The organism is Pseudomonas oryzae (assembly GCF_900104805.1).
GTDB lineage: Bacteria > Pseudomonadota > Gammaproteobacteria > Pseudomonadales > Pseudomonadaceae > Geopseudomonas > Geopseudomonas oryzae.
This window is the reverse complement of the sequence record NZ_LT629751.1, coordinates 4338127-4357265: the sequence shown is the minus strand read 5'-3', so window position 1 is coordinate 4357265 and position 19139 is coordinate 4338127. Positions and strand designations below refer to the sequence as shown.

15 protein-coding genes and 2 tRNA genes are annotated in these 19139 nt (G+C 66.5%); 4 read left to right on the top strand and 13 right to left on the bottom strand.

Annotated features, from left to right (window positions below; genetic code table 11):
- Positions 1–38: 38 nt before the first annotated feature.
- The 4 genes from acs to BLT78_RS19830 all read left to right on the top strand — a co-directional run bounded on the left by acs (position 39) and on the right by BLT78_RS19830 (position 6588).
- A complete protein-coding gene (gene acs, locus BLT78_RS19845; protein ID WP_090351660.1) occupies positions 39–1976 on the top strand; it encodes an acetate--CoA ligase in 1938 nt (645 codons plus the stop codon).
- 70 nt (positions 1977–2046) lie between these two features.
- On the top strand, positions 2047–3063 hold the full coding sequence (locus BLT78_RS19840) for a class I SAM-dependent rRNA methyltransferase (protein WP_090351659.1): 1017 nt from the start codon (positions 2047–2049) through the stop codon (positions 3061–3063).
- 112 nt (positions 3064–3175) lie between these two features.
- Positions 3176–6235: a DUF748 domain-containing protein gene (locus tag BLT78_RS19835; protein WP_090351657.1), complete on the top strand. Its 3060-nt coding sequence runs from the start codon at positions 3176–3178 to the stop codon at positions 6233–6235.
- A gap of 56 nt (positions 6236–6291) precedes the next feature.
- Positions 6292–6588: a DUF2845 domain-containing protein gene (locus BLT78_RS19830; protein ID WP_090351656.1), complete on the top strand. Its 297-nt coding sequence runs from the start codon at positions 6292–6294 to the stop codon at positions 6586–6588.
- 72 nt (positions 6589–6660) lie between these two features.
- Here the strand turns inward: BLT78_RS19830 and pnp are convergent, their stop codons facing one another.
- From pnp to folP, 13 genes are all read right to left on the bottom strand, one after another.
- Entirely contained in the window at positions 6661–8766 is a 2106-nt protein-coding gene (pnp, locus tag BLT78_RS19825) for a polyribonucleotide nucleotidyltransferase (protein ID WP_090351654.1), read from the bottom strand.
- Positions 8767–8976: 210 nt separating this feature from the next.
- Positions 8977–9246, bottom strand: a complete 270-nt coding sequence (rpsO, locus tag BLT78_RS19820) for a 30S ribosomal protein S15 (protein WP_090351653.1) — start codon at positions 9244–9246, stop codon at positions 8977–8979.
- 96 nt (positions 9247–9342) lie between these two features.
- Positions 9343–10257, bottom strand: coding sequence for a tRNA pseudouridine(55) synthase TruB (truB, locus tag BLT78_RS19815; protein ID WP_090351652.1), 915 nt, complete (start codon positions 10255–10257; stop codon positions 9343–9345).
- Between the two features lie 3 nt (positions 10258–10260).
- Positions 10261–10650: a 30S ribosome-binding factor RbfA gene (gene rbfA, locus BLT78_RS19810; RefSeq protein ID WP_090351651.1), complete on the bottom strand. Its 390-nt coding sequence runs from the start codon at positions 10648–10650 to the stop codon at positions 10261–10263.
- A 95-nt stretch (positions 10651–10745) separates the two neighbouring features.
- Positions 10746–13298 (bottom strand): translation initiation factor IF-2, encoded by a 2553-nt coding sequence (gene infB / locus BLT78_RS19805; protein ID WP_090351649.1) that lies wholly within the window; start codon positions 13296–13298, stop codon positions 10746–10748.
- A gap of 27 nt (positions 13299–13325) precedes the next feature.
- Positions 13326–14807, bottom strand: a complete 1482-nt coding sequence (gene nusA, locus BLT78_RS19800; protein WP_090351648.1) for a transcription termination factor NusA — start codon at positions 14805–14807, stop codon at positions 13326–13328.
- A gap of 47 nt (positions 14808–14854) precedes the next feature.
- Entirely contained in the window at positions 14855–15313 is a 459-nt protein-coding gene (gene rimP, locus BLT78_RS19795) for a ribosome maturation factor RimP (RefSeq protein WP_090351646.1), read from the bottom strand.
- Positions 15314–15443: 130 nt separating this feature from the next.
- Positions 15444–15520, bottom strand: a tRNA-Met gene (locus tag BLT78_RS19790).
- A gap of 91 nt (positions 15521–15611) precedes the next feature.
- A tRNA-Leu gene (locus BLT78_RS19785) sits at positions 15612–15697 on the bottom strand.
- 23 nt (positions 15698–15720) lie between these two features.
- Entirely contained in the window at positions 15721–16101 is a 381-nt protein-coding gene (gene secG / locus BLT78_RS19780; protein ID WP_090351644.1) for a preprotein translocase subunit SecG, read from the bottom strand.
- A 3-nt stretch (positions 16102–16104) separates the two neighbouring features.
- Complete coding sequence (gene tpiA / locus BLT78_RS19775; protein ID WP_090351643.1) at positions 16105–16860, bottom strand: triose-phosphate isomerase; 756 nt, start codon at positions 16858–16860, stop codon at positions 16105–16107.
- 64 nt (positions 16861–16924) lie between these two features.
- Positions 16925–18268: a phosphoglucosamine mutase gene (gene glmM / locus BLT78_RS19770; protein WP_090351641.1), complete on the bottom strand. Its 1344-nt coding sequence runs from the start codon at positions 18266–18268 to the stop codon at positions 16925–16927.
- A 15-nt stretch (positions 18269–18283) separates the two neighbouring features.
- Entirely contained in the window at positions 18284–19135 is an 852-nt protein-coding gene (folP, locus tag BLT78_RS19765; protein WP_090351639.1) for a dihydropteroate synthase, read from the bottom strand.
- Between the last annotated feature and the right edge of the window lie 4 nt (positions 19136–19139).

Here is a 19139-nt window from a genome sequence, read left to right as displayed (position 1 = left end):
CTGAAGAACGTCGCGGACAGCCTCGCAGGAGATCCGCCATGTTCGACATCCAGATCCATCCGATCGCCGCAGCCGCCTACCGGCATGCCTGGCTGCACGCCGAAGACTACCAGCGCCTGTACCGCCAATCGATCGACCATCCCGAGCAGTTCTGGGCCGAGCAGGCCCGCCAGTTCCTCGACTGGTTCAAGCCCTGGCGCAGCGTGCACCATGGCGACTTCCGCCGCGGCCAGGCCAGCTGGTTCCGCGGCGGCCAACTGAACGCCGCCTACAACTGCCTGGACCGCCACCTGGCCACGCGCGGCGAGCAGACGGCGATCATCTGGGAAGGCGACGATCCCGCGCAGTCGCGCTACCTCAGCTACCGCGAACTGCACGAACAGGTGTGCCGGCTGGCCAATGCGCTCAAGCTGCTCGGCATCCGCAAGGGCGACCGGGTGTGCATCTATCTGCCGATGATTCCCGCGGCGGCCTGCGCCATGCTCGCCTGCGCGCGCATCGGCGCCGTGCACTCGGTGGTGTTCGGCGGCTTCTCCCCCGACGCCCTGCGCGACCGCATCCAGGACGCCGACTGCCGGCTGGTGATCACCGCCGACGAGGGCGTGCGCGGCGGCAAGCACATCCCGCTGAAGGCCAACGTCGACCGCGCCCTGCAGGAGTGTCCGGGCGTGACCGGGGTGATCGTGGTCGCCCACAGCCATGCCGGCATCGACTGGCTGGCCGGGCGCGACCACTGGTACCACGAGCTGCTTGGCCAGGTCGATGCCGACTGCCCGGCCGAGCCGATGGACGCCGAAGATCCGCTGTTCATCCTCTACACCTCGGGCTCGACCGGCAAACCCAAGGGGGTGTTGCACTGCACCGGCGGCTACCTGCTGGCCGCGGCGATGACCCACAGGTACGTGTTCGACTACCAGGACGGCGAGGTGTTCTGGTGCACCGCCGACGTCGGCTGGGTCACCGGGCACAGCTACGGCGTCTACGGCCCGCTGGCCAACGGCGCCATCACCCTGATGTACGAGGGCGTGCCCGCCTATCCGGACGCCTCGCGCCCCTGGCAGGTGGTCGACAAGCACAAGGTCAACATCTTCTACACCGCGCCGACCGCCCTGCGCGCGCTGATGCGCGAGGGCGAGGTGCCGGTGCGCCGTACCTCGCGCGCGAGCCTGCGCCTACTCGGTTCGGTGGGCGAGCCGATCAACCCCGAGGCCTGGGAGTGGTACTACCACGTGGTCGGCGACAGCCGCTGCCCGATCGTCGACACCTGGTGGCAGACCGAAACCGGCGCGATCATGATCAGCCCGCTGCCCGGCGCCACCACCCTCAAGCCCGGCTCGGCGACCCGGCCGTTCTTCGGTGTGCAGCCGGTGCTGCTCGACGAACAGGGCCGCGAGATCCAGGGTCCCGGCAGCGGCATGCTGGCGCTCAAGGGCAGCTGGCCGAGCCAGATCCGCAGCGTCTACGGCGACCACCAGCGGCTGCTCGACACCTACTTCAAGCCCTATCCCGGCTACTACTTCACCGGCGACGGCGCGCGCCGCGACGAGGACGGCGACTGGTGGATCACCGGGCGGGTCGACGACGTGCTCAACGTCTCCGGCCATCGTCTGGGCAGCGCCGAGGTAGAAAGCGCGCTGGTGCTGCACGATGCGGTGGCCGAGGCGGCGGTGGTCGGCTATCCGCACGACATCAAGGGCCAGGGCGTGTACGCCTTCGTCACCCTGATGAGCGACGCCCAGCCCAGCGAGCCGCTGCGCCAGGAGCTGGCCGAACTGGTGGCCCGCGAGATCGGCGGCTTCGCCCGCCCCGATCTGATCCAGTGGGCGCCCGGCCTGCCGAAGACCCGTTCGGGCAAGATCATGCGGCGCATCCTGCGCAAGATCGCCTGCAACGAGCTGGACAACCTCGGTGACATCTCGACCCTCGCCGATCCGTCGGTGGTCGAGCAGCTGATTGCGACCCGGCTGCTGCGCTGAGCCGCACGCGAGGGGCGCGCGGCACGCCGGGCTGCTAAACTGCCCGCCCCTTGAACCGAGGAGACGCGCCATGTCCGCCTTGCACCAGGCGCTGCGCGCCGCCCTCGCCCGCCGTCAGCCCCTGCTCGCCGAGCTGCACGAGCAGGGCACCGACTGCTACCGCCTGTTCCACGGCAGCCAGGAAGGCGCGCCGGGACTGACCGTCGACCGCTACGGTCCGCAGCTGCTGGTGCAGAGCTTCCACCAGCCGCTGGAGCGCGAGGCGTTGCTCGAGCTGTTCGCCACCTGCGCCGAGGCCCTCGCCACTGCGCTGCTGCCGGTCTACAACGACCGCTCGCAGAACAACTCGCGCATCGACCGCAGCGACCCCGTGTACCAGGCCGCCCCCGAGGCGCTGGCCGATCTGGTCGGCCACGAGTGGGACCTCAGCTACCGGGTGCGCGCGCGCCATCCTGGCCAGGACCCGCTGCTGTTCCTCGACCTGCGCAACGCCCGCGGCTGGGTCAGGCGCCACAGCGCCGGCAAGTCGGTGCTCAACCTGTTCGCCTACACCTGTGGCGTCGGCCTGTGCGCCGCGGCCGGCGGCGCGCGCAGCGTGACCAACCTCGACTTCGCCGAGGGCAACCTGGCGGTCGGCCGCGAGAATGCCGCGCTGAATCCCCACCTGCCGCCCATGCGCTACATCCAGTCCGACTACTTCCCGGCCATCCGCCAGCTGGCCGGCCTGCCGGTGGCGCACCGCCGCGGGCAGCGTCTGCCGAGCTATCCGCGCCTGTCCGCCGAGCAGTTCGACCTGGTGTTCCTCGACCCGCCGGCCTGGGCGCGCAGCGCCTTCGGTACCGTCGACCTGCTGCGCGACTACCAGAGCCTGCTCAAGCCGGCGCTGCTGGCCACCGCAGAGGGCGGCACCCTGGTGTGCTGCAACAACCTGGCCAAGGTCGAGCTGGCCGACTGGCAGGAACAGGTGCTGCGCTGCGCCAGCAAGAGCGGCCGCGCGGTGCGCGAGGTCGAGGTGCTGCCGCCGGCCGCCGACTTCCCCTCCTTCGACCAGCGGCCGCCGTTGAAGACCCTGATCCTGCGCTTCTGACCTCCTTCTCCGGGGCCGGCAACAGCCAAACTGCCGGCCTCCGCAAGGTTCGCGAGCGGCCGGACATGCCATACTCCAGGGCAGTTCACCGCCCTGACAGAAGCGCCCGGCCATGTCCAAAGGATTGCAACGCGGCCTCGCCGCCGTGGTACTCGCCCCCCTGCTCTATGCCCTGCTCGGCTTTTTCCTGCTGCCCTGGGCAGGACTGAAGATCGTCAACCAGAAACTGGCCGAATACGCCACGCTGCCAGCCCGGCTCGAGCGCATCGAGTTCAACCCGTTCAGCCTGGAGCTGACGCTGCACCAGCTGCGCATCGGCGCGCCGGGGAGCGAGGAGCTGGCCTTCGCCCGCCTCTACGCCAACCTGCAGGTCGACAGCCTCTGGCAGGGCGCGCTGCATCTGCGCGAACTGCAGCTGGAGCGCCCGCATGTCGAGCTGCTGTTCGCCGCCGACCGGCCGTTCAACCTGCTGCGCCTGTTCCAGCTGCCGGCAGCCGACGGCACTCCCGAGCCGCCCGCCGACGAGCCGTTCCCGCTGTACGTCGACCGCCTGCTGCTCAGCGGCGGCAGCCTGCACCTGCTCGACGAACGCCCGCAGCCGCCGGTCGAACTCCGCTACGACTCCCTCGATCTCGAGCTGCAGCGTTTCGGTACCCGCGCCGAAGACAACGGCGAGTTCAGCCTCACGGCCAGCGGCTCGAGCGGCGCCAACCTGGCGCTGCAGGGACAGCTGGCGCTGCAGCCGCTGCACGTCGAAGGCCGGCTGGACGTGACCGACATCGGCCTGCCCACCTGGTGGCCCTATGTCCGCCGCCTGGTGGCGCTGGAGCTGGCGGAAGGCATGGCCGACGTGGCCAGCGAGTTCCGCCTGGATCTGAAGGACGGACTGCATCTGCAGCTGGCCAACGGTCAGGTGCAACTCTCGACGCTGCGCCTGCGCCAGGCGGACGGTCAGCCGCTTCTCGATCTCGACCGCCTGGAGATGGCCGCCGAGCGCCTGGAGCTGGCTCCTGGCCAACTGGGCCTGGGTAATGGCCGGTTCGCTCTGGCCGCCCTCCGCTTGCACCGCCCTTCGACGCAACCGCTGCTCACCCTGGCCAGCCTGGAGGCCAGCGACATCTCGGCGGACCTGGCCACACGCCAGGCGGTGATCGGCCAGTTGCGCAGCCAGGGGCTGGAGGCCTGGGGCGCACGCGAAGCGGATGGCCGGCTCGACTGGCAGGTGCTGCTGGAGCAGCAACTGGCGCAGCTTCGACCGGCGGCCACCGACAGCGCGCCACAACCGCTCGCCGCAGCCACGCCGCCAGACGCCAACGCCAGTGAGGCGCCCGGTGCGGCACCCACCGGCCCCTGGCAGGTGCTGCTCAAGGACACCCAGCTGCGCGACTGGCGCGCCCACCTGGAGGACCGCGCCGTCTCGCCGGCGGTACCGCTGCAGGTCGGCCCGCTGGATCTCGACCTGCAGGACGTGACCAGCAGCGGCGAGCAGCCCTGGCGGCTCCGGCTGGCCGGCGGCATCGGCGCCGGCGGACGCCTGCAGGCCGCCGGCACGCTGCGCCTGCAGCCGTTGTCCGGCCAGCTGCAGGTGCAGGCCCGCGCGCTCGACCTGCGCCTGGCGCAGTCCTATCTCAGCCCGTTCGTGCGCCTCGAGCTGCGCAGCGGCGAGCTGGATGCCGACCTTGCCGTCGACCTGCAGGGCGTCACGCCGCTGGCGCTGCATGCATCCGGCACGGCGGCGGTGAACCGCCTGCACACGCTGGACACCATCAAGGAGCGCGACTTCGTCAGGTGGCAGACCCTCGACCTCGACGGTCTCGACTACCGCCACGGCGAGCAGCTGCGCATCGACCGGGTGCGCCTGCAGCAACCCTACGCCCGCTTCATCATCAACGAGGATCTCAGTACCAACGTCAAGGAGCTGCTGATCCCACAGCCGCCCGCCCCCGCAGCGGCGCAGCCCGGCAAGCCGCTGCACCTGCTGATCGGCGGCATCGAGATCAGGGACGGCTCCGCCAACTTCGCCGACTTCTCGCTGACCCCCGACTTCGCCACCGCCATCCAGCAGCTCAACGGCAGCATCGGCACCCTCGACAACCAGTCGAACAAGCCGGCCAGCGTGGACATCCGCGGCAAGGTCGACCGCTATGCGCCGGTGAGCATCAAGGGCCGCCTGACGCCCTTCTCGCCGCTGGAACAGATGGACATCGCCACCCGCTTCCAGCGCGTCGAGCTGACCACCCTGACGCCCTACGCCGGCAAGTTCGCCGGCTACAAGATCCGCAAGGGCCGGCTCAACCTGGACCTGCACTACCGCATCAGCAAGGGCCAGCTGGACGCCGAGAACCGCGTGCTGCTGGAGGATCTGCAGCTCGGCGAGCGGGTCGACAGTCCCAGCGCCACCGACCTGCCGGTACGCCTGGCGGTCGCCCTGCTGCGGGACACCGAAGGCAACATCGACATCGCCATGCCGGTGCAGGGCGATCTGAACGATCCCCAGTTCAGCGTGGTACCGATCGTCTGGCAGACCCTGCGCAACCTGGTACTGCGCGCGGTGCAGGCGCCCTTCAAGCTGATCGCCGGCCTGGCCAACGGCAGCGAGGCCGAGCTGGACAAGGTGCCCTTCGCCGCCGGCTCCAGCGAACTGAGCGAAGCCGCGCGCGACAACCTCGCCAAGCTGGGCCAGGCCCTGCAACAGAAGCCCGAGCTGCGCCTGGAGGTGGAGGGCATGAGCGTGGCTGCGGTCGATGGCGCACCGCTGGCCGAGCGGCGCCTGGCCCGCGAGTACCAGGACACCTGGTACCGCATGCTGCAGCGCCGCGGCGACAAGGTGCCGGCCGAGGCCAGTCAGATCGAGGTGCCGGAGGACATGAAAGCGGTGCTGCTGGAGGGCATCTACCGCGCCCGCCTGAAGCAGCAGCCGCCGGCCGAGTGGCGCGAGCTGAAGAAGCCCGAGCGCGCCGCGCGCCTGCAGCAGGCGGTGCTCGCCTCCTGGGCGCAGAGCCCGCTGCTGCAACGCCAGTTGGCCCAGGACCGCGCCCGGGCGATCAAGGCCTGGCTGGTGGAGCAAGGCGGACTGGCCGACGAGCGCATCTACCTGCTCGAGGTCGGCAGCAGCGAAGCTACCGCGGCGGACGGCCTGGTCAACGTTCCCCTGCACCTGGACAGCGAGTAAGCTGAAACGACACCGTCGGCGGCCCCGCCTGCCCTGACCATCCACGAGGTTCGCACGTGCCCAGATATCTTTGCCTGATCCTGCTGCTGATCGCCCCGCCGCTGTATGCCGGCAGCCTGCGCTGCCAGAGCCAGCTGGTCACCACCGGAGATCGGGCCGACGAGGTGCTGCGCAAATGCGGCGAACCGGCCACCCGCGACCAGATCGGCCTGCGCGAGCGCACCGACGCCTACGGCCGCTTCGAGCTGGTGCCAGTCGAGGAGTGGAGCTACGGACCGCGCAACGGCATGTACTACTTCCTGCGCTTCGAGGGCAACCGCCTGGTCGAGGTCGACAGCCAGCGCCGGCGCTGATCCGGGGCGCGCTGCCGCAGAAAGCAGAAAAGGCCCCGCGGGGCCTTTTCTGTTGCAGCATGGCTGTCGAAATCAGACGCCGGAGGCTTCCGCCGCCGCCACGTCCTTGATCGACAGCTTGATGCGACCGCGGTTGTCCACGTCCAGCACCAGCACCTTCACTTCCTCGCCTTCCTTGAGCACGTCGGTGACCTTCTCGATGCGCTTGTCGCTGATCTGCGAGATGTGCACCAGACCGTCCTTGCCCGGCAGGATGTTGACGAAGGCACCGAAGTCGACGATGCGCTCGACCTTGCCGACGTAGATCTTGCCGATCTCGGCCTCGGCGGTGATCGCCAGCACGCGCTGCTTGGCCGCTTCGGCCGCTTCGCGGGTCTCACCGTAGATCTTCACGCTGCCGTCATCCTCGATGTCGATCGAGGCCTTGGTCTCTTCGCAGATGCCGCGGATGGTGGCGCCACCCTTGCCGATGACGTCGCGGATCTTGTCCGAGTCGATCTTCATCTGCAGCATGGTCGGGGCGTTTTCCGACAGCTCGGCACGCGGCTTGGCGATGATCTGGTTCATCTGGCCGAGGATGTTCAGACGCGCTTCCAGAGCCTGGTTCAGCGCGATCTCCATGATCTCTTCGGTGATGCCGTTGATCTTGATGTCCATCTGCAGGGCGGTGACGCCCTTGTCGGTGCCGGCCACCTTGAAGTCCATGTCGCCGAGGTGGTCTTCGTCACCGAGGATATCGGTCAGCACGGCGAACTTGTCGCCTTCCTTGACCAGACCCATGGCGATACCGGCCACCGGAGCCTTGACCGGCACGCCGGCGTCCATCAGTGCCAGGGAAGCACCGCACACCGAGGCCATCGAGCTGGAGCCGTTGGATTCGGTGATTTCCGACACCACGCGGATGGTGTAGGGGAACTCGTCCTGCTTCGGCAGCATGGCGGCGACGCCACGACGGGCCAGACGGCCGTGGCCGATCTCGCGACGGCCCGGGCTGCCCATGCGGCCGCACTCGCCGACCGAGAAGGGCGGGAAGTTGTAGTGCAGCATGAAGGCGTCCTTGCGCTCGCCTTCCAGGGTGTCGAGCAGCTGGGCATCGCGGGCGGTGCCGAGGGTGGCGACCACCAGGGCCTGGGTTTCGCCGCGGGTGAACAGCGCCGAACCGTGGGTCTTGTCCAGCACGCCGACTTCGATCTTCAGCGGGCGCACGGTGCGGGTGTCGCGACCGTCGATACGCGGCTTGCCGTGGACGATGTTCTCGCGCACGGTGCGGTATTCGAGCAGGCCGAAGGCGTCCTTGACCTCACCAGCCGGGAACTGGCCTTCGCCTTCACCGGCGAAGCGGGCGATCACCTGGTCGCGCAGCTCGTCGAGGCGGCCGTAGCGCTCCTGCTTGACGGTGATGGTGTAGGCCTGCGAGATGGCCTCGCCGAACTCGGCGCGGATGGCATCCAGCAGGACGGTGTTTTCGACCGGTGGTTGCCAGTCCCAAGCCGGCTTGCCGGCTTCGGCGGCGAATTCCTTGATGGCACGGATGGCGCTCTGGAACTCTTCGTGGGCGAACAGCACGGCGCCCAGCATCTGGTCTTCGGTCAGCTCCTCGGCTTCCGACTCGACCATCAGCACGGCGTCTTCGGTACCGGCGACCACCATGTCCAGACGCGAGCTCTGCAGCTGCTCGTAGGTCGGATTGAGGATGTAGCCCAGCTCGTCGTGGTAGCCGACGCGGGCGGCACCGATCGGGCCCTGGAACGGAATGCCGGAGATGGCCAGGGCAGCCGAGGTGCCGATCATCGCGGCGATGTCCGGATCGCTCTTCTTGTCGGTGGAAACGACGGTGCAGACGACCTGCACTTCGTTGAGGAAGCCCTCGGGGAACAGCGGACGGATCGGGCGGTCGATCAGGCGCGAGGTCAGGGTTTCCTTCTCGCTCGGACGGCCTTCACGCTTGAAGAAGCCACCCGGGATGCGGCCGGCGGCGTAGGTCTTCTCCTGGTAGTGCACGGACAGCGGGAAGAAGCCCTTGCCCGGGTCGGCCTGCTTGGCGGCGACCACGGTGACCAGGACGCTGACGCCGTCCATCTTCACCAGCACGGCGCCGGAGGCCTGGCGGGCGATGCGCCCGGTCTCGAGGGTGACGGTCGACTGACCGAACTGGAACTGCTTGGTAACCGGATTCACGGTGTTTTCCTTCTCTATGTTGCCTTGGGGGAAATCGGTGGAGCTGGGAGTCGCGTGCTGCGGCGCTCCGCAAGTCATCTACGAAAGGCGACTGCCGCGGCCTTTCGTGGATGCCCTGGGAAAACCGGGAGCCGGCGCCCCGGTGCGGAGACGGGCCAAGGCCCGCCTGCCGCACCGATCCGCCAGCTCCCGGCTTCGGCGAGCCACGTCTTAGCGACGCAGGCCCAGGCGCGCGATCAGGGCGCTGTAACGAGTGGTGTCCTTACCCTTCAGGTAGTCCAGCAGCTTGCGGCGCTGGTTGACCATGCGGATCAGACCACGACGGCTGTGGTGGTCCTTGGCGTTGGCCTTGAAGTGATCCTGCAGCTTGTTGATGTTGGCGGTCAGCAGGGCAACCTGCACTTCCGGAGAACCGGTATCGCCTTCAGCTTGCTTGTACTCGTTAACGATCTGGGCTTTCTCTTGAACGCTCAGTGCCATGATGGACTTTCCTCTGAGGTAACAGGCCGGGGAAGTACCCCGTTTTCATGAATGGAGGAGTGACCGTGCCTGCTGACAGCCACCCTCGTCCGGTCCTCAGGACCGAATCAGTCGACGCGGCGCAATGCGCCCGTCGTCGGTCGCCTCACCGATACCGATGAAGCGCCCCTCGTGATCGCGTACCCGCAGCATGCCGAACTTCGGCGCTTCGGGGGCCCGCACCGGCTGCCCGTGCAACCAGTAGTAGGCGCTGTGCTCCGACAGCTGCACCGCCGGCCAGTGCTCCAGACCGCAGTCCACCGGCAGCAGGAATCGATCCAGGGCCTCGGCGCCACCCTGCTCGTGGGCGGCGATCAGCTCGTCGAGGCTGATCGCCTGCTCCAGGGTGAACGGCCCGGCCTGGGTGCGCCGCAGTTCGGCGACGTGCGCCCCGCAGCCCAGCGCCTGACCGAGATCCTCGACCAGGGTACGGATGTAGGTGCCCTTGCTGCAGCTCACTGCCAGATCCGCGAACGGCGGTTCGAAGCGGGTCAGCTCGAGCCGGTCAATAGTAACAGAACGCGCCTCGCGCTCCACCACCTCGCCGGCGCGCGCCAGCTTGTACAGCGGCTGGCCGTCCTTCTTCAGCGCCGAGTACATCGGCGGCACCTGCTGGATCTGCCCGCGGAAGCGCGGCAGCAGGGCCTCCAGTTGCTCGCGATCGAAGTTCACCTCGCGGCGCTCGAGCACCTCGCCCTCGGCGTCGCCGGTGGTGGTGGTGACGCCCAGGTGCATGACCGTGGCGTAGCCCTTCTCGGCGTCGAGCAGGTACTGGGAGAACTTGGTCGCCTCGCCGAAGCACAGCGGCAGCACGCCGGTGGCCAGCGGATCGAGACTGCCGGTGTGCCCGGCCTTCTCGGCGTTGAGCAGCCAGCGCACCTTCTGCAGCGCGGCGTTGGAACTGAAGCCGCGCGGCTTGTCGAGAATCAGGATGCCGCTGACCGCGCGGCGAATGCGTTTCACCTGAGCCACGCCTTACTCCTCGTCCGCGTCGTGGTGACGACGGTCCTCGGCCACCGCACGCTCGATCAGCGCCGACAGCTGGGCGCCACGGCGCACGCTCTCGTCGTAGAGGAAATGCAGCTGCGGAATGGTACGCAGCTTGATCGCGCGACCGAGCAGCATGCGCAGGTAACCGGCGGCATCCTTGAGGATCTCCTGGTTGAGGGCGATCTTCTCGGCGTTGTCGTCCTGCCCCATCACGGTGAAAAACACCTTGGCATGGGCCAGGTCGCGGCTGACATCGATGCCGGTCAGGGTCACCAGGCCCAGGCGCGGATCCTTGATCTCGCGCTGGATCAGCTGCGCGAGCTCGCGCTGCATCTGGTCACCGATCCGCTGGGTGCGGCTGTATTCTTTGGCCATGACTGTAATCCGTAAAAAACGCTGAAGCCGAAACGCACAAGCCGGAAGCATCCTACAGGAGCTTCCGGCTTGGCGCTTGCAGCACTCGCTGGCGCTTAGAGGCTGCGCGCTACCTGGACCTTCTCGAAGACTTCGATCTTGTCGCCGACGCGGACGTCGTTGTAGCTCTTCACGCCGATACCGCACTCCATGCCGTTACGCACTTCGGCGACGTCGTCCTTGAAGCGGCGCAGCGACTCCAGCTCGCCCTCGAAGACCACCACGTCGTCGCGCAGCACGCGGATCGGACGGTTGCGATGGACGGTACCTTCCAGCACCATGCAGCCGGCGATGGCGCCGAACTTCGGCGAACGGAACACGTCACGCACTTCGGCGATGCCGAGGATGTTCTCGCGCACGTCGCTGCCGAGCATACCGGTGAGCGCCTTCTTGACGTCCTCGATGATGTCGTAGATGACGTTGTAGTAGCGCAGGTCCAGGCCTTCCTGCTCGACGATCTTGCGTGCGCCGGCGTCGGCACGGACGTTGAAGCCGAAGATCACCGCATTGGAAGCCAGCGCCAGGTTGGCGTCGCTCTCGGTGATGCCACCGACGCCGCCGCCGACCACGCGCACCTGGACTTCCTCGTTGCCGAGGCCTTCCAGCGAGCCTTGCAGGGCCTCCAGGGAGCCACGCACGTCGGTCTTGAGGACCACGTTGAGGGTCTTCTTCTCTTCCTGACCCATGGTCTCGAAGATGTTTTCCAGCTTGCCGGCATGCGCACGGGCCAGCTTGACCTCGCGGAACTTGCCCTGACGGAACAGTGCGACTTCGCGGGCCTTCTTCTCGTCGGCGACCACGGTCAGCTCGTCGCCGGCATCCGGGGTGCCGTCGAGGCCGAGGATCTCCACCGGAATCGACGGGCCGGCGTCCTTGATCTGCTTGCCGTTCTCGTCGAGCATGGCGCGTACGCGGCCATAGTTGACGCCGACCAGCACCATGTCGCCCTGACGCAGAGTACCGTCCTGCACCAGCACGGTGGCCACCGGACCGCGGCCCTTGTCCAGACGCGATTCGACCACCACACCACGGCCAGGCGCCGACGGAGTGGCCTTCAGCTCGAGGACTTCGGCCTGCAGCAGTACCGCTTCGAGCAGTTCGTCGATGCCGGTGCCGACCTTGGCCGATACGTGCACGAACGGTGCGTCGCCGCCCCACTCTTCCGGGATCACATCCAGCGCGGCCAGGCCGTTCTTGATGTTGTCCGGATTGGCGTCCGGCTTGTCGATCTTGTTCACCGCGACCACGATCGGCACGCCAGCCGCCTTCGCGTGCTGCACGGCTTCCTGGGTCTGCGGCATCACGCCGTCGTCGGCCGCCACCACCAGGATGACCACGTCGGTGGCCTTGGCACCACGGGCACGCATCTGGGTGAACGCTGCGTGGCCGGGGGTATCGAGGAAGGTGATCATGCCGCGATCGGTTTCCACGTGGTAGGCGCCGATGTGCTGGGTGATGCCACCCGCTTCGCCGGTCGCCACCTTGGTGCGGCGGATATAGTCGAGCAGCGAGGTCTTGCCGTGGTCGACGTGACCCATGACGGTAACCACCGGCGCGCGCGACTCGGCCTCGCCCTCGAACTTGAGGGACTCGGCCAGTTGCTCTTCCAGGGCATTCTCGCTGACCAGCTTGACCTTGTGCCCCATCTCTTCGGCCACCAGCTGCGCGGTTTCCTGGTCGAGCACCTGGTTGATGGTCACCGGGGAGCCCATCTTGAACATGAACTTGACCACTTCGGCGCCCTTGACCGCCATCTGCGCGGCCAGTTCGGCCACGGTGATGGTCTCGCCGATGGTGACCTCGCGCACGATCGGACCGGTCGGGCTCTGGAAGCCGTGCTGGTTGCGCTTCTTCAGTTTACCCTTGCCACCGCGGCCACCGCGACGGCCGAAACCGTCCTCGTCCTCGCCACCGCTGCGCACCACGCTACGCGGCGCCGGAGCCTTTTCCTTCTCCTTCAGCGACGGACGATGCTGGGCATGCTTGCGATCGCGACGCTCGTCATCCTCGTTGCGCTTGGGCGCGGCGGCGCGGCGCGCCTCTTCCTTGGCGCGTTCGGCGGCAGCCGGCTTGGCCGCCTCGACCTGTGCGGCGGCAGCCGCTTCGGCGGCGGCCTGACGGGCGGCGACGGCGCGCAGGCGGGCTTCCTCGGCATCATCGATGCGGCGCGCGGCGGGTTGCGCGGCCGCAGCCGGAGCTGCTGCGGACGCCTCGGCCTTCGGACGCGCCGCTTCAGCAGCGGGCTGCTCGGCGACGGCGCGCGGCTCGGCCACGCGCGGCTCTTCCGGCTCGCGCTTGGAGACGACCACCGTCGTGACCGCTTCCGGCTTGACGAAGGTCTTCTTCTTGCGCACTTCGACGCTGATGGTCTTGCTCCCAGCCACCTTCAGGGTGCTGGTGGTCTTGCGCTTCAGGGTGATCTTGCTGGGTTCTTCCAGCTTCTCACCGTGGCTGCTCTTCAGGTGCGCCAATAGCTTCTGCTTCTCTTCGTCGGTCACTACTTGCTCGGCGCGGCTGTGCGGCAGACCTGCCTCACGCATTTGCTGCAGCAGGCGCTCTACCGGTGTGTCGACCACCAGGGCCAGTTCTTTCACCGTGACTTGCGTCATGCACTTCTCTCCTCAGGCCGCGACCACTTACTCGAACCAATGGGCTCGGGCGGCCATGATCAGCTTGCCGGCACGTTCTTCAGTCATGCCGTCGATCTCGAGCAGGTCGTCAATCGACTGCTCGGCCAGGTCTTCGCGGGTCGGCACGCCACGCAGGGCCAGCTCGACAGCCAGCTCCTTGGTCATGCCCTCCAGCTCCAGCAGGTCATCTGCCGGGTGGATATCCGCGAGCTTTTCTTCGGTAGCGATCGCCTTGGTCAGCAGACGATCCTTGGCACGGGAACGCAGCTCGCTGACGATCTCCTCATCGAAGCCCTCGATGCTCAGCATCTCTTCCATGGGCACGTAGGCGATCTCTTCCAGAGTGGTGAAGCCTTCTTCCACCAGCACCTCGGCCAGCTCCTCGTCCACGCCCAGCTCGTCGACGAACAGGCGCACGATGTCGCCGGTCTCGGCCTGCTGCTTGGCCTGGATGTCGGCCTCGGTCATCACGTTCAGGGTCCAACCGGTCAGCTGACTGGCCAGTCGCACGTTCTGGCCGCTGCGACCGATGGCCTGGGCCAGGTTGTCCTCGGCGACCGCGATGTCCATGGTGTGGGTGTCTTCGTCGACGATGATCGCCGCCACCTCGGCCGGAGCCATGGCGTTGATCACGAACTGCGCCGGGTTGTCGTCCCACAGCACGATGTCGACGCGCTCGCCGCCGAGCTCGCCGGACACCGCCTGCACGCGCGAACCGCGCATGCCGATGCAGGCGCCCTGCGGGTCGATGCGCTTGTCCTTCGAACGCACGGCGATCTTGGCGCGCGAACCCGGATCGCGGGCGGCCGCCATGATTTCGATCAGGCCCTCGGCGATCTCCGGCACCTCGATGCGGAACAGCTCGATGATCATCTCCGGCGCGGTGCGCGAGAGGATCAGCTGCGGGCCGCGGTTCTCGCTGCGGATTTCCTTGAGCAGGGCACGCACACGGGCGCCGACCCGGAAGGATTCGCGCGGAATGATGTGCTCGCGGGACAGCAGCGCCTCGGCGTTGTTGCCCAGATCGACGATGACGTTGTCGCGGGAGGCCTTCTTCACGGTGCCGGAGATGATCTCGCCGACCCGCTCGCGATAGGCGTCGACCACCTGGGCACGCTCGGCCTCGCGCACCTTCTGCACGATGACCTGCTTGGCGGTCTGCGCGGCGATGCGTCCGAACTCGATCGACTCGATCTTCTCTTCGATCACGTCGCCGACCTTGGCGTCTTCCTTCTTCTCGCGGGCTTCGGCCAGGGTCAACTCGGCCGCCGGATTTTCCAGGGCCTCCTCGTCGACCACCGTCCAGCAGCGGAAGCTCTCGTAATTGCCATTGTGACGATTGATCGACACTCGCACGTCGACCTCGTCCTCGTAACGCTTCTTGGTGGCAGTGGCCAGGGCCAGCTCCAGCGCTTCGAAAATCACGCCGGGCGGCACTCCTTTTTCATTGGAGACCGACTCTACTACCAGCAGTACTTCTTTGCTCATCGTACGCCTCGCCTTTCGCAATCCATTGGGATCCGCGGATCCGCGCCTCAATCAAAACTGGGAATGATGTTGGCCTTGTCGATCGACTCGATCGGCAGCAGGTATTCATGGTTATCCACCTGGACCACCACGTCCTGCTCTTCCACGCCACGCAACACGCCCTGGAAATTGCGTCGCCCCTCGTAGGGCGAGCGCAGCCGGATCTTCACCTGCGCACCGACATGGGCGGCGAACTGTTCGAGGGTGAACAAGGGGCGGTCCATTCCCGGTGAAGATACTTCCAGGGTGTATTCGCCGGAAATCGGGTCTTCCACATCCAGAACGCCACTGACCTGGCGACTGACCTTTTCGCAATCGTCGATCAGGATGCCATCCGCATGATCGATATAGACCCGCAGCAGCGAGTGCCGCCCCTGGGAAATGAATTCGACGCCCCAGCACTGGTAGCCGAGTGCCTCGACTACCGGGGCCAGCAAGGCCTGCAACTGTTCTAGCTTGCTCGACACCTGATCGCCTCCGCATGCTGTGCAAACAAAAAATGGGCGAAGCGCCCATCCCGTAGGTAACCACCCTTCAAGAGTGGTACAAACTGTCCAACTAGCAAAAAGCCCCTGAAAAGGGGCCTTTTGTCATAACTGGTTGCGGGGGCAGGATTTGAACCTACGACCTTCGGGTTATGAGCCCGACGAGCTACCAGACTGCTCCACCCCGCGTCAAAGAAGATGAACTATACAGTGCCCGGCCACGCCGGTCAACTGAAGCCCTAGAAACAACAAAGCCCGCATTCAGCGGGCTTGTTGTGTTTGGTACCGAGGAGGGGACTCGAACCCCTACAGCCTATGGCCACTACCACCTCAAGGTAGCGTGTCTACCAATTCCACCACCTCGGCAAACTCTTTATGCGAAGCGCTTGTTACTGCTGCTTTTGCTCTTCGCCTGCCGGCACATCCGAAGATGCCGGCTTTTTATCTTCAAGCACCGGCACATCATCTGCTGCGGGCTTGCTTGTAACTTCCAGTACTGCCGGATCCGGCAAACCAGCTTGGTTAAGCATATCAGCTTTGTCTTTGGCAAAAAAGGCCAAACCCAAACTAGTTGCAAAAAAAACAGCAGCAAGTATAGCAGTAAAACGACTCAGGAAGGTAGCAGAACCCTGACTACCGAACACGGTTGCCGAAGCACCCGCACCGAAAGACGCACCAGCATCGGCGCCCTTCCCCTGCTGCACCAGCACCAGACCAACCAGGCCCAGAGCAACCAGCAGATGAACCACAATCACTACTGTCTCGAGCATCTTTCAGCTTCCCGCGGCGCGACAGATCGCACCGAACTCATCCGCATTGAGGGAGGCACCACCAACCAACCCCCCATCGATATCCGGCATACCGAACAACTCGGCAGCACTGGCAGCCTTGACGCTGCCACCGTACAGGATCCTGACCCCGGCAGCCACGACAGCATCTTCGGCCGCCAACTGGGCACGAATGGCTGCGTGCACTTCCTGCGCCTGCTCCGGAGTGGCCGTCAATCCGGTACCGATTGCCCAGACCGGCTCATAAGCCACAACCGCGCGCACAAACGCGCCGACACCAACCGCTTCGAGCACCGCATCGATCTGCCGGGACACGACCTCGATCGTCCGCCCTGCCTCGCGCTCTTCCCGGGTCTCGCCGACGCACAGCACCGGAACCAGACCACAGGACTGCGCCGCAGCAAACTTGCGCGCGATCAGCGCATCGCCTTCACCGAGCAGCATGCGCCGTTCGGAATGACCGACCAGCACATAGCGGCAGCCGACATCCACCAACTGCACAGCGGCGACCTCACCGGTCAGCGCGCCCTGCAGAGGCTCGGCAGCACAATTCTGCGCGCCTACCTCGACGCCCTTGCCTTCCAACCCAGCAACCACCTGGGACAGGTACAACGCAGGAGGCATGACGACAACATCGACATCAACCGGCAGCGCCAGCTTGCGCAAACCTTTGATCAGCTCGGAGACGCTGGCAAGCGTGCCATGCATCTTCCAGTTACCAGCGACCAGCGGGCGGCGCATGCGAACCTCGTCGTCCAAAGTGGGCGCAGATGTTACTCAAGCATTGGCAAACTGGCAAGCGAAATCAAGCACATACCGTTTTGACCAGTGCAGCCAGGTCTTCCGCATGGCGACGCACCAGCGCTTCCTCATCCCCCTCGACCATGACCCGCACCAACGGCTCGGTGCCCGACTTGCGCAGCAGCACCCGACCACGCCCGGCCATCGCCTCGGTGACCCGCGCACAGGCGTCCTGCACCTGCGGATGGGCCACCGGGTCGACAGCCCCGCCCAGACGCACATTGATCAGCACCTGCGGGCACTTGCTGAGTCCTGCCAGTGCCTCGGCCAGGGTCTGCCCGCGCCGACGCAGAGCCAGCAGAACCTGCAGCGCTGCGATGATGGCGTCGCCGGTGGTGGTGTGCTGCATGCAGACGATATGCCCCGAGTTTTCGCCGCCCAGAACCCAGCCACGTTCGAGCATCTCCGCCATCACGTAGCGGTCGCCGACCTTGGCACGCACCAGCGGGATACCGCGCGCCTGCAGGGCAAGCTCGAGCCCCAGGTTGCTCATCAGGGTGCCGACCACGCCGCTGCCCGCCGGCAAACGGTCACGCTCCTGCAGATCGGTGGCGATGATGTAGAGCAACTCGTCGCCGTCCACCACGTTACCCGCACGGTCGACCATCAGCACGCGGTCGCCGTCGCCATCGAAGGCGATACCCAGGTCGGCCCCGCGCTCGACCACTACTTGCTGCAGCGCCTCCATGTGGGTGGAGCCGACCCCGGCATTGATGTTGAGGCCGTCGGGCTGCGCGGCAATCACCGAGACCTCGGCGCCCAGTTCGCGAAATACGCTGGGCGCCACCTTGTAGGTCGCGCCATGGGCGCAATCGAGCACCAGCTTGAGGCCGGAGAAGTCGGTACTGGTCGGCACGCTGCTCTTGCAGAACTCGATGTAGCGGCCGGCGGCATCGTTGACCCGCGAGGCCTTGCCCAGCTGATCGGACTCAGCCACGACCATGGGCTCGTCCAACAGCTGCTCGATCATCAGCTCGACGTCATCGGGAAGCTTGGTACCCTTGCCGGAGAAGAACTTGATGCCGTTGTCGTGGTGCGGGTTGTGCGAGGCGCTGATCACGATCCCCGCATCGGCGTGGAAAGTGCGCGTCAGGTAGGCCACCGCCGGCGTCGGCATCGGACCAAGCAGCATGACGTCGGCTCCGGAGGCGATCAGGCCGGCCTGCAGGGCCGACTCGAACATGTAGCCGGAGATCCGGGTGTCCTTGCCGATCAGCACCTTGCAGTGCCCCTGGCGGCGGAAAGCCATCCCCGCAGCCCAGCCCAGCTTGAGCATGAACTCGGGGGTGATGGGGAACTCGCCGACGCGGCCACGGATACCGTCGGTGCCGAAATACTTTCTGCTCATGCTTTCATCCTGCTGTCAGTCCGCCCATTCCACGGCGGCAATCATGCGTACCACATCCACCGTCTCGGCCACGTCGTGCACGCGCACGATCTGCGCGCCCTTGGCCACGGCCAGGGCCGCCAGCGCGAGGCTGCCGTAGAGGCGCTCCCCCACCGGCCTGTCCAGTACCTTGCCGATCATGCTCTTGCGCGACACCCCGACCAGCAGCGGCAGACTGAACTCGTGCAGGCGCTCGAGCTGACGGAACAATCCCAGATTGTGCTCCAGGGTCTTGGCGAAGCCGAAGCCCGGATCGAGCACGATGCGCTCGCGGGGAATGCCTGCAGCCTCGCAGACGACCATCCGCTCGACCAGGAAGTCGTGCACTTCGGTGTAAATGTCCGGGTACTGCGGGTCGTCCTGCATGTTACCGGGCTCGCCACGCATGTGCATCAGGCACACCGGCAGACCGCTGGCGGCCGCCGCCTCGAGCGCCCCGGGACGCTGCAGCGAACGCACGTCGTTGAGCAGGCCGGCACCGAGACGCGCCGCCTCGCGCATCACCACCGCCGTGGAGGTGTCGACCGAGATGATCACGTCCAGCTCGCGAGCGATCACCTCGACCGCCGGACAGACGCGTTCCAGCTCCTCCTGCACGGAAACCGGCGGCGCTCCGGGCCGGGTCGACTCGCCACCGATGTCGATCAGCGTGGCTCCCGCGCGCACCATCGCCTCGGCATGACGCAACGCGGCATCCCGGTGGTTGAAACGCCCGCCGTCGGAGAAGGAATCGGGGGTGACATTGAGGATGCCCATCACCTGCGGACGGGACAAATCAAGAAACCGGCTGCCACAGGGCAGCCGGTCTAGAGTGGAATGCTTGCTCATCGGA

Bases quoted from the DNA above. Each gene is read 5' to 3' on its own strand.
- acs (WP_090351660.1), top strand. From the start codon at position 39: ATGTTCGACATCCAGATCCATCCGATCGCCGCAGCCGCCTACCGGCAT.
- BLT78_RS19840 (WP_090351659.1), top strand. From the start codon at position 2,047: ATGTCCGCCTTGCACCAGGCGCTGCGCGCCGCCCTCGCCCGCCGTCAG.
- BLT78_RS19835 (WP_090351657.1), top strand. From the start codon at position 3,176: ATGTCCAAAGGATTGCAACGCGGCCTCGCCGCCGTGGTACTCGCCCCC.
- rpsO (WP_090351653.1), bottom strand. From the start codon at position 9,246: ATGGCACTGAGCGTTCAAGAGAAAGCCCAGATCGTTAACGAGTACAAG.
- rbfA (WP_090351651.1), bottom strand. From the start codon at position 10,650: ATGGCCAAAGAATACAGCCGCACCCAGCGGATCGGTGACCAGATGCAG.
- infB (WP_090351649.1), bottom strand. From the start codon at position 13,298: ATGACGCAAGTCACGGTGAAAGAACTGGCCCTGGTGGTCGACACACCG.
- nusA (WP_090351648.1), bottom strand. From the start codon at position 14,807: ATGAGCAAAGAAGTACTGCTGGTAGTAGAGTCGGTCTCCAATGAAAAA.
- secG (WP_090351644.1), bottom strand. From the start codon at position 16,101: ATGCTCGAGACAGTAGTGATTGTGGTTCATCTGCTGGTTGCTCTGGGC.
- tpiA (WP_090351643.1), bottom strand. From the start codon at position 16,860: ATGCGCCGCCCGCTGGTCGCTGGTAACTGGAAGATGCATGGCACGCTT.
- glmM (WP_090351641.1), bottom strand. From the start codon at position 18,268: ATGAGCAGAAAGTATTTCGGCACCGACGGTATCCGTGGCCGCGTCGGC.
- folP (WP_090351639.1), bottom strand. From the start codon at position 19,135: ATGAGCAAGCATTCCACTCTAGACCGGCTGCCCTGTGGCAGCCGGTTT.